This is a genomic window from Streptosporangium sp. NPDC003464, assembly GCF_053588315.1.
The window spans coordinates 1-10,089 of the sequence record NZ_JBSFPS010000325.1; the positions used below are offsets into that span (position 1 = coordinate 1).

Consider the following 10,089-nt stretch of genomic DNA (forward strand, 5'->3'; position numbering starts at 1 on the left):
GCCACCTCACCCTGGCCACGCTGCTGGCCCTGCGTGACAGGGGGCTGCCGCTGCCCTCGGCCGGCGGGCCATGCGCCGGGCGACGGGCCCGTCGGGGCCGCGGAGGAGCCGGGCCAGCTCAGCCTCGTTGAAGTGGATGCCCGGCGGACCGGATCCTCCTCCCGCCGTGCCCCGGCGGTCAGGTTCTCCTCCCGCCGTGCCCCGTGACGGTCGCCCGATCCGGTGGTGGTCAGGTTGTGCTCCCGCCGGGTTCTGCGGTGGTCGGCCGGCCCTGCGGACCGGATCCCCCTCCCGCCGTGCCCCGTGACGGTCGGTCGGGTCCGGCGGCGGTCAGGTTCCCCTCCCGCCGGGCCGGGCGACGGTCAGGCGTCCCTCCCGGCCGGCCGGCGGATCCGGAGGTTCTCCAGCCGGTCGAAGCCGTCCAGCGCCCTCACCCCCAGGCGCCGCGCCCGCAGGAGGGTCGAAGGCGGCAGCAGCACCGCGCGGATCCGCCTGCCCCGCGTCACGGCGGCCGCCAGCGCCCGCCGTACCCGGCGGAGATCATCGGGCAGTGCGCCGATGTCGCCGGGGGTCGGGGCGAAGAGCATCCGCTCCATCGCCGCCGCGACCCTGGCCACCGCCGCCGAGGACTCCTCGTCGAACCCGTACTGCTCGCTGAGGCGCCGGGCCAGCGCCCGGGGGCTCTCGCTCGGCTGCCGGGACATGCCGTAGTCGCACAACGCGTCGTCGAGCTCGGCCCAGGCCGCGGCCACCGCGGCCTCCTGCCGGCCGGCTCTGACCGCCACCGCGCCGGTGGGGTCCGGGGCGGTCCCGTCATCGCCCGGGGACTCCGCCCGGCGGGAGGAGTAGGAGCGCCGCCGGCGGGCGCGCAGCTCCCAGCGGAGCAGGCCGGGGACCAGCGCGACCAGCAGCACGGCCACGGCCCCGAGGCCGATCTGCGCCGCCAGGGGCGTGCCCTCCTCCACCGGGATCACCGCCGGGCCGATTTCACGGTCGAGGAGCTGGTCACGGCGGTTGCCGGTCGGCTGGCGGGGGGTGTCCGAGCCCGTGGAGCCGGTGGTGGGGTCCGTCGACGGCCCGTCGTCGCCGGACGTCGGGGACTGCGGCCGCGTGTAGAGCGGCACCGTCGCACTGCCCTGCCCCGCGCCGCCGGACGGCGTGGGCTCGAACCGCAGCCACCCCGTGCCCTCGAAGTAGAGCTCGGGCCAGGCGTGCGAGTCGTGGGTGCGCACCTGCCACTGGCCGGAGAAGTTGCTGCCCCCGGTGTAGCCGATGGCGACCCGGGCGGGGATGCCCAGGACCCGGGCCAGCACCGCCATCGAGGCGGCGAACTGCTCGCAGTAGCCGGTCCGGCTGATGAGCAGGAAGTCCGTCAGCGCCGCTCCGCCGTGCCCCTGGGTGGCCAGGCTGTAGGTGAAGTCGCCGTCCTTGGTGAAGAAGTTCTGGAGCTGGACCGCCTGCTCGTAGCGGCTGGCGTCCCGCTCCGTCACCTGCCTGGCCAGCTCCCTGATCTGCCGGGGCAGGTTGTCCGGCAGCTGCAGGTAGCGCTCGTTGATCTCCGGGGCGGCCGGCGGCGGCGCCGCCTTGAGCGACTCCGCCGTGGGCTTGGGCTCCCTCGTGGTGACCTCGTAGGCCAGCCCGTTGGCGGTGTCCTCGGTGGAGAACACCATGAGGGTGTCCCGGTCGGGCCGCCAGTCTCCTTCGATGCGGATCCGGCTGGCGGGGTAGGGCAGCGGCAGGAACTCCAGCGGCCCCCTGATCTGGTCGCTCACCTGGATCTTGGTGGTCGCCTCGGTGACGGGCAGGCTCATGTTCTGGCCCGGGGCGGCCGGCATCGGCCCCTCGGAGACCCGGTCCTCGGAACGGCCCTGCGCCGTCATCGTCCACTGCTCGCCGTCGAAGATGTCCAGCGAGTACAGCCGCAGGTAGCGCGGGACGTTGTCGTTGACGGTGTAGGTCAGGACGGTCGAGTTGCCCGGCAGGGAGAGCTGGCCCCGCAGGTTGACGATCGGGTTCGGGATGGTGATCGAGTTGCTGCCCTTCCCCTTGCCGTTACCCACGCCGAAGCCGAACAGCGGGTCCGGCTCCAGGGTGGGCAGCAGTGAGGGCAGCAGGATGGCCAGCGCGATCGCGGCGAATCCGATGCGCTTGCCCGACAGTTGCAGGGTCCCGGCGTCGGAGGTGGGCTTCGGGGCGACGAACGACGGGGTCCGGCGCACCAGCACCGCCCTGCCCCAGTGGGTGACCCGCTCCCGTCCGTCGGCGGCCAGCAGCCCCAGGTAGCCCAGGGCCGCGACGATGAACGTCAGCCAGTTGATCGGCTCGGAGATCACCGCGGCCGGGACGGTGAACAGCGCCAGCAGCGGCAGCCCGGTGAGCGCGGCGCGGCGCAGCCGGGAGGCGAGCAGGTCGACGATGATCGCGATCAGGCCGACACCGGTACAGGTCAGCAGGGTGATCCCGGTGTTGGCCGGCACCGGGGCGGCGTACCGCTGGATGTCGGCGAAACCGGTGAGCAGCGGCTTGGCCAGCCCGATGAGCGACTCCTCGGTGGGGACCACCCACCTCCACACCTTTTCGTCGGTGAACACCGCCATCAGGTAGAACCACAGCGCTATCAGCTGGAGCAGCGTCACCACCGCGGCAGGCAGGGTGTAGCGGCTGCCCAGCATGCTGATCCCGGTGACCAGCAGGATGATCCCCAGGCACGCCCAGAACCAGCTGCCGCCCTGGAAGAGAGGGTAGAGCGCGATCGCGACCGCTCCCGTGGCCGCGCCCGACGCCATGGGAAGTCTCATGAGCCGTCCCTACTGAGTGCGTATCGTCCGCGCTGCGCGGCCCCCTGCCACACGCTCGCGATCGAGGCGCCCGGGGGCAGCCGCACGATGCGCCAGCCCGCCCCGGCGAGGATCGCCTGCGTCGCCTGGTACTCCTCGTTCCGGCCGAGCTCCGGCCGCTCCCAGCCCGCCACGTCCAGCATCACGGCCACGGCGGTGACGTTGCCGTGCCGCAGCCGGGCCAGCGCCTGGGCCTGCTCCACGTCGACCCCGCCGAGCACCGCCACGATCAGGCCGTCGCCGCCGCCCTGCCGCAGCGCGCCGATGCCGTACTCCAGCGACCGTGCCGAGCTCGGCCGCACCACGGCGAGGGTGTCCAGCAGCGACCAGCTCAGCCCGGTGTCGGTGAGGCGCTCGGCGCCCTGGTCGGTGACCAGGCGCAGGCCGAGGCCCTCGCGGGCCAGGTGCACGCCGATGGAGGCCGCGGCCGAGACCGCCACCTCGAACGACGAGCGGGGCCCCTCGCCCCGGTGCGCGTAGCGGCGGGTGTCCAGCAGCAGCGCGCCCCGGCTCTGCCACTGCTGCTCCTCGCGCCGCACCATCAGCTCGCCGTACCTGGCGGTCGAGCGCCAGTGCACCCGCCGCAGGTCGTCGCCCTGCCGGTACTCGCGCGGCGCGATGTCGTCGTCGCCGGCGGCCGCCACGCTCCTGGTACGGCTGTCGCCCCCGCCCGTCCACTCGCCGGAGAGGCGGACGTGCGGCAGGGCCACGACCTGCGGCGTCACCACGAGCGTGTCGCTGATGCTGAAGGACCTGGTCAGCTCGACCAGGCCGAACGGGTCGCTGATCCGGATGGTGAGCGGGCCGATGCCGAACCGGCCGCGCAGGTCGGACCGGACCCGGTAGTCGATCTCCCGGATGCCGTGCGGCTCCACCCGGTCCAGGACGAACCTGGGCCGCGCCCCCAGCGCGTAGGGCACGGTGTCCTCGATCATCAGCAGGCCGGTCGGCAGCCGGGTGACGTTCTCCAGCCGCAGTGTCACGGTGGCCTCGCTGCCCACCTCGGCCCTGGGCGGGTCCAGGCGCCGCGCGCAGCTCAGCCGGTAACGGGTGCGGGCCACCACCATCGCCGCCAGCAGCGGCAGGGAGACGATCAACACCCCGATCCTGAGCAGGTCGTGTTCCCCGAGGAAGAAGGCGCACAGCAGCGCCGCGGCGCCGGATGCGAGGAACGACCGTCCGCGGGCGGTCAGCGCCTTGAGACCCGAGGTCACTTCGCCTGTGCCTCGGGGACGGGCACCCGGCGGATCAGCTCGGCCATCACCTGTGCGGGCACGCGGCGCTGGCCCTGGGCCTCGACGCTGGGCAGCAGCCGGTGGGCGAGGACGGGCAGGCACAGGTCCTGCAGGTCGTCGGGGATGACGTAGTCGCGCCCGGCGAGCGCGGCGTGCGCCCGGGCCGCCCGGACCAGTTGCAGGGTCGAGCGCGGGGAGGCGCCGAGCCGCAGGTCGGGGCTGTGGCGGGTGGCGGTCACCAGGTCGATGGCGTACTTCTTGACCGGCTGCGAGACGTAGACGCCGCGCACCGCCTCGATGAGCGCCCGGACCTCGGCGGTGGTGGCCACCGGTTCGAGCTTGTCCAGCGGGGAGGTGGCGCCGTGCACGTCGAGCATCTCCAGCTCGGCCGTGGGCTCGGGGTAGCCCATCGCGATCCGGGCGGTGAAGCGGTCGCGCTGCGCCTCGGGGAGGGGATAGGTGCCCTCCATCTCGATGGGGTTCTGGGTGGCGATCACCATGAAGGGCGAGTCCAGCCGGTAGGTGGTGCCGTCGACGGTCACCTGGTGCTCCTCCATGCACTCCAGCAGCGCCGACTGGGTCTTCGGAGAGGCGCGGTTGATCTCGTCGCCCACCACGATGTTGGCGAACACCGGGCCGGGCTTGAACTCGAACTCCCTGGTCTGCTGGTTGTAGGCGCTCACCCCGGTGATGTCGCTGGGCAGCAGGTCGGGGGTGAACTGGATCCGGCGCACCGGGCAGTCGATGGATCGTGCCAGGGCCTTGGCGAGCATGGTCTTGCCGACTCCGGGCACATCCTCGATGAGGAGGTGGCCCTCGGCCAGGAGGACCGTCAAGGTCAGGCGGATGACGTCGCTCTTGCCTTCGATCACCGACTCGATCGCCTGGCGGATCCGGTGCGCGGTGCCGACCAGATCGTCGAGCTGAGGTGTGACGTCATGGGTTACTGCCACCAGGCCTCCATGAGGGTGCGGCGGTTTTGCGCCGGGGGGTCCGTATTTCGGGACCTTTGAGGTCCCTTTTCCATTGTGAGTACCGACACTACGACGCCGTGGGTTCGCGGGCGACTCTATGTGGGCATTAAGGCTGTTTCCGGGTGAACAGCCATAGTGTGCGTGAAGGCTGCTTCCGGGTGAACAGCCATAGTGTGCGCGCCGATCGTGGCGTTCTTGTCAGGCGGATGTGCCGATCTCGTGACAAGTACACAGCGTGCTCCACTTTCCACCCCCCTTCACCGCCGTCCGGCCGATTCCGTAATCGTCACGCCATCGGCCCTGTTGTCGACACGCCCGTGACATGTGAGGGGCCCCCTACCCCCTCCACCCCGCTCCACCATCGTTGACCTGGGAAAACGGCGCCAGAACCGGCCGTTAAGAGGCGCGGAATCAGTTGACGGTGGAGAGAAGTGGAGTATGGTGGTGCGCAGTGGAGAGCAGGGGCTACAGCGCCACGCGCTCCGCTAGGCACGGGAGGTGGGGCCGATGTTCCTCGGCACTCATCATCCGCGTCTCGATGACAAGGGACGGCTGTTCCTGCCGGCGAAGTACCGCGAGGAGCTGGCGGAGGGTCTGGTGATCACCAAAGGCCAGGAGCGCTGCCTCTACGTCTTCCCCGTAGAGGAGTTCCAGCGCATTACCGAGGCTCTGCGCACCGCGCCGGTGACCGCCAAGGCGGTCCGCGACTACAGCCGTGTCTTCTTCGCCAGCGCATCCGACGAGGTCGCCGACAAACAAGGCCGGGTCACCATCCCGCAGGCTCTGCGCGTATACGCCGGCCTGCGCCGTGACTGCACGGTCATCGGGGCCAACACACGGCTGGAGGTCTGGGACGCTCAGGCCTGGGACACCTATCTGGCCGACCAAGAGCAGGCTTTTGCCGATCTGTCGGAGGAGGTGCTGCCAGGGATTCTGTGACTCCACGGTCGACTCATCGGTGAAAACGTCGTTCGGCGAGGTCTCCACCCGCAACCACGATGCACGTCAGCTGATGCACCTTCCCCGGTGTCAGGTGACGGGCGGACACCCGGGTGCGGATGGGGACCTGGCCGGACGGCCCGGGGGTGGGGGCCAGCAAAGACACCGATGAACGCCCGCCGCGCATCCGCGAGCGAGGCGGCGAGAGGGGGGTTGCGCTTCATGCGCGCCGAAAACGACATATCTGACCTGCAGGCTCCGGGCGGCCACGTGCCCGTGATGCTCGAGCGGGTGCTCGAACTCCTGGCTCCCGCCCTCACCGGCCCGGACCCCGTCGTCGTCGACGCCAATCTCGGCCTCGGCGGCCACGCCGAGGCCCTGCTGGCCGCCCACCCCGCACTGCACCTGATCGGGATCGACCGCGATCCCACCGCCATCGAGCGCTCGACGGCCCGGCTGGCGCCGTACGCCGACCGGACCACCCTGGTCCGCGCGGTCTCCGACGAACTGGCCGGGGTGCTGGCGGAGGCCGGCCGTCCCCGCGTCAACGCCGTCCTGTTCGACCTGGGCGTCTCCTCGCCCCAGCTCGACGAGGCCGAGCGCGGTTTCGCCTACTCCTACGACGCGCCCCTGGACATGCGGATGGACCGCGACCAGGAGCTCACGGCCGAGGTCGTCGTCAACACCTACTCGGCCGCCGAACTCATCCGGATCCTCCGGGATTACGGCGAAGAGCGATTCGCCCCGCGTGTCGCGCGCCTAATCATCAAGGAACGGGGCAACGAGGCCATAACGTCTACCAAGCGGCTTGCGGAGATTGTCCGTACGGCAATACCCGCCGCTACCCGACGGACCGGGGGAAACCCCGCAAAAAGGACTTTTCAGGCGCTGCGGATCGAGGTGAACGCGGAGTTGACAGCACTGGAACGCGCGCTCCCCGCCGCGCTCGACGCGCTGACGCTTGGCGGGCGCGTGGTCGTGCTCGCCTACCACTCCCTTGAGGACCGGCTCACCAAGCAGGTCCTCGCGGCGCGAACCAGGGAGACCAGCCCCCCCGGGCTGCCCGTCCCGCTGCCGGCTCACCAGCCGCGGTTCGCCCTCCTGACAAGGGGAGCCGAGCTTCCGAGCGAAGAGGAGGTGGCCCGCAACCCGCGGGCGGCCTCTGCCCGGTGTCGGGCGGCAGAGAGGATCCGTGAGGCAGTTGACGAGGAGTGAGTCGGACGTCCGCACCGCGCCGAGCCGGGGCGGGCGCCCCGCGCGGGTGCCCCGCGCGACGCCGCAGGCGCGCAGGAGCAGGCCGGCCAGGACCGCGCACGCCGGCCGTCCGGCGGCCCAGGCTCCCGAGTCCCGGCAGGGACGCGCGCCGCGCGCTCCCTTCGTGCTGCTCGTCGTCGGCCTGCTCTGCGGTGGCCTGGTCAGCCTGCTGCTGCTCAACACCGTCCTCGCCGAGGACTACTACAAGGCCAACGAGCTCCGCGACGCCAACAGCCAGCTCCGCCTGAAGAAGGAGGAGCTGAAGAACGCCAACGCGCGGATGGAGATGCCCGGTGAGCTCTCCAAGAACTCCGCCAACCAGGGCCTGGAACCCGACTGGGACAGGGCCGAGGTCATCACCCCCGACCGCCCCGCCCGCAGCCGGACCGCAAGCGACGCCCAGACGCCCGCCGGGCAGGAGCGGGCGCCGGGCACGGGCCGGTGAGGGAGACCGGCGGGCGGGGCCCCGGCCCCGGCCGCGGCGGTTCCGCCGGAGGTGGGACTGAGAGGCATTTGACGCCTTCCAGGCGGAGTCGTCAATAATCTGGTCAATAATGTGAATTTCACAGTTTGGCAGCGAATTACAGATTTATCGCACAGTGCCTGTTCAGTACGGCGGCGGCCTCTCCGGGAAGGAGGCCGCCCCGGTGGCCGGTTCCGGACCCGCCCCGGCGGCCGGTCGCGGACCCGCCCCGGCCCGGGGGCATGCCACGCCCGCCGCCGGGTCCTGGGGGCCGCTCGGACGTCGCGCCACGCGGAGCGGTCGGGCCGCCCGCCCGACCGGGCGGCGCAGCACGCGGAGTGACCCGGCGGCCCGTCCCGTCAGGGCGCGCGGAGTGACCCGGCGGCCCGTTCCGTCAGGGCGCGCGGAGTGGCCCGGCGGCCCGTCCCGTCAGGAGGGTCGACCCGGGGTGTCCACAGCGCCGCGCACGTCGGCGCCCGCTCCAGCGCAGCGGGTGTCCACAGCGCCGCGCACATCAGCGCTTGCTCCGTCTACAGCGCCGCGCACATCAGCGCCTGCTCCAGCGCCGCCCGTCCCTGGTCGACCTCGCCCGCGTCGCCGTGGAGGTCGGCGACGACCATCCAGGCCGCCGAAGCCCGCCACAGCGCCGTCATCCTCTCCAGCGCCTGCGCGGCCGCGGTCTGGGCGAGCGCCGCCTCCTCCAGGCGGCCCAGCGCCCGGTAGACCTCCGCCAGCAGCTCGTGTGCCTCCACCGCCACCGGCCCCACCATGCCCGCCGCCTGCTCCACCGTCGCCAGCGCGCGCTCCAGGGCCGCCTGCGGCTCCTCGCGCAGCAGGTCGAGGCGTGCCAGCGCGAGCAGGCAGGAGATGACGTCGCTCGGATGCGCCGCGGCCGCCACCAGCTCGGCGTGGGCGTCGGTGAGCATCCGGCCGACCCGCTCGACGTCCTGCGGCCCGTGCCGCAGGTCGTACTGGGCCATGCACATCCGCAGCCGGCCCATCGCCAGCCCGTCGTCCAGCTCCCCCTGCACGCGCAGGGCGCGGTTGCTCAGCATGTCGGCCTCCAGCGGGTCGCCGAGGATGCGCGCCACCACCGCGCTGTTCCACGAAGCCGCCACGATCGCGCGAGGCGATCCGATCCGGTCGGCCTCGTCCAGCAGCTCGGTGGAGAAGTGCGCCATCCGCTCCCGGTCGCCGCGCTCGACGTAGGCGGCCAGCAGGGTCGAGGCGAGCTCCACCAGCCGGTCGGTCCACCCCGACAGGGTCTCCCGCTCCAGGGCCTCCTCGCCGACCCGTACGGCGGCCTGCAGCTCGCCGACCTCCCGGTGGCACCGGCACAGGGCCAGGGCGATCGAGATGCGCTGCTCGCGCAGCTGCGCCTCCAGGCCGGCCAGCGCGGCCGTCGTCTCGGCGTGGTCGGAGCACGCCTCCTGCAGCATGACCGTCAGCTGCTCGATCGCGGCGGGCCGGTTGTCGGCGGCCTCCAGCGCCAGGGCGTAGCCGTAGCCGACGCGTCTGCGCGTGTCGGGCAGGTAGCGGAGCGCCGGTTCGGCGATCAGCCGGGCGAGCTCCTCGCCGGCCGTCTCGATCTCGCCCTGGCGCAGGGCCGCCTCCGCCTGGGCCACCCGGGTGTGCAGAGCCGTCACGTGCCGGTCGGTGATGCCGTGTCCGAGCTCGGCGGCCGAGCAGCCGAGCCGGTCGGCCAGGGCCCGTATCTCCGGCGCGCTCGCGTCCCGCATGCCGTCTTCGATCGCCGCCACGTCCTCTTCGCGCAGTCCCGGCTCCGCGACCTGCGCTATGGTCATGCCGCGTTGCTTGCGCAGCGCCTGCAGGCGCCCGCCTACGTCCGTGCCGCTCACGTCGCACTCCCTGGATGCCGCCACAGGATGTGAATCCATCCCTGATGTGGATCATCTCAACAGCGCATCTTAACGTCGCGGACTCTCTCTGCACCAAAGCCGAACCGGTATTCGTATTCGGGCGTTGTGTCATACCGGCGGCACAGGAGACAATCCTCTCGATGTTCCATAAGGTGTCATGGAGGTATCTGTGAGAAGGCGTGTACTGGCCGGAATCGCCGTCACGGCTGCTGCGTTGACCGCTGCCCTCGGGGCGACGGGCGCGGCCACAGCCGATCGTGGATCGGAGGGCCTCCGACCGGCCGGGCAGCCGTCGATCACGCTCGCGCCGTCCTCGTCCTTCAACGGCGGCGGTCTGTGCTGCTACGAGTACGCCGGCTTCTAGACAACGACAACCCGGCGGGACCGGTCCGCGGTCGCTCCGCGGCATCCGCGGCCGGCACCCGCCGGGCACGCCGGCGGCCGGGTCGGCGGTGACGCGCTCGTCGTCGCCACCGGCGGGCGCGCCGGGGATCCGCCCGGGACGGC

At 72.1% G+C, this 10,089-nt stretch carries 8 protein-coding genes; 4 read left to right on the forward strand and 4 right to left on the reverse strand.

The features are described from left to right. Positions 1-362 precede the first annotated feature (362 nt). The 3 genes from ACWDS7_RS42515 to ACWDS7_RS42525 are packed head-to-tail and all read right to left on the reverse strand — an operon-like array spanning position 363 to position 5,025. A complete protein-coding gene (locus ACWDS7_RS42515) occupies positions 363-2,798 on the reverse strand; it encodes a transglutaminase family protein (protein WP_451933909.1) in 2,436 nt (811 codons plus the stop codon). After that, complete coding sequence (locus tag ACWDS7_RS42520) at positions 2,795-4,051, reverse strand: DUF58 domain-containing protein (protein WP_451933910.1); 1,257 nt, start codon at positions 4,049-4,051, stop codon at positions 2,795-2,797. The genes ACWDS7_RS42515 and ACWDS7_RS42520 overlap by 4 nt, the downstream gene beginning before the upstream one ends. Continuing rightward, the gene (locus ACWDS7_RS42525; RefSeq protein WP_306857753.1) at positions 4,048-5,025 is read right to left on the reverse strand and encodes an AAA family ATPase; all 978 of its coding nucleotides are present in this window, start codon (positions 5,023-5,025) and stop codon (positions 4,048-4,050) included. The genes ACWDS7_RS42520 and ACWDS7_RS42525 overlap by 4 nt, the downstream gene beginning before the upstream one ends. Positions 5,026-5,553: 528 nt before the next feature. Between ACWDS7_RS42525 and mraZ the strand changes: the two genes are divergently transcribed. The 3 genes from mraZ (at position 5,554) to ACWDS7_RS42540 (ending at position 7,684) form a co-directional block, all read left to right on the forward strand. Continuing rightward, the gene (gene mraZ, locus ACWDS7_RS42530; protein WP_451933911.1) at positions 5,554-5,985 is read left to right on the forward strand and encodes a division/cell wall cluster transcriptional repressor MraZ; all 432 of its coding nucleotides are present in this window, start codon (positions 5,554-5,556) and stop codon (positions 5,983-5,985) included. Between the two features lie 222 nt (positions 5,986-6,207). Further along, positions 6,208-7,200 carry a 16S rRNA (cytosine(1402)-N(4))-methyltransferase RsmH gene (rsmH, locus tag ACWDS7_RS42535; RefSeq protein WP_306857755.1) on the forward strand — a complete coding sequence of 331 codons (993 nt, stop codon included), beginning with the start codon at positions 6,208-6,210 and terminating at the stop codon, positions 7,198-7,200. Then, positions 7,178-7,684 carry a hypothetical protein gene (locus ACWDS7_RS42540; protein WP_306857756.1) on the forward strand — a complete coding sequence of 169 codons (507 nt, stop codon included), beginning with the start codon at positions 7,178-7,180 and terminating at the stop codon, positions 7,682-7,684. The genes rsmH and ACWDS7_RS42540 overlap by 23 nt, the downstream gene beginning before the upstream one ends. A gap of 548 nt (positions 7,685-8,232) precedes the next feature. Here ACWDS7_RS42540 and ACWDS7_RS42545 read toward each other — a convergent pair. Beyond that, the gene (locus ACWDS7_RS42545; RefSeq protein WP_451933912.1) at positions 8,233-9,561 is read right to left on the reverse strand and encodes a hypothetical protein; all 1,329 of its coding nucleotides are present in this window, start codon (positions 9,559-9,561) and stop codon (positions 8,233-8,235) included. Between the two features lie 190 nt (positions 9,562-9,751). Here ACWDS7_RS42545 and ACWDS7_RS42550 point away from each other — a divergent pair, with 190 nt between their 5' ends. Then, positions 9,752-9,946, forward strand: a complete 195-nt coding sequence (locus ACWDS7_RS42550) for a hypothetical protein (RefSeq protein ID WP_451933913.1) — start codon at positions 9,752-9,754, stop codon at positions 9,944-9,946. Positions 9,947-10,089: the final 143 nt, after the last annotated feature.

Excerpts from the sequence above, each read along its gene's own strand:
- ACWDS7_RS42515 (WP_451933909.1), bottom strand. The coding sequence starts at position 2,798 with ATGAGACTTCCCATGGCGTCGGGCGCGGCCACGGGAGCGGTCGCGATC.
- mraZ (WP_451933911.1), top strand. The coding sequence starts at position 5,554 with ATGTTCCTCGGCACTCATCATCCGCGTCTCGATGACAAGGGACGGCTG.
- rsmH (WP_306857755.1), top strand. The coding sequence starts at position 6,208 with ATGCGCGCCGAAAACGACATATCTGACCTGCAGGCTCCGGGCGGCCAC.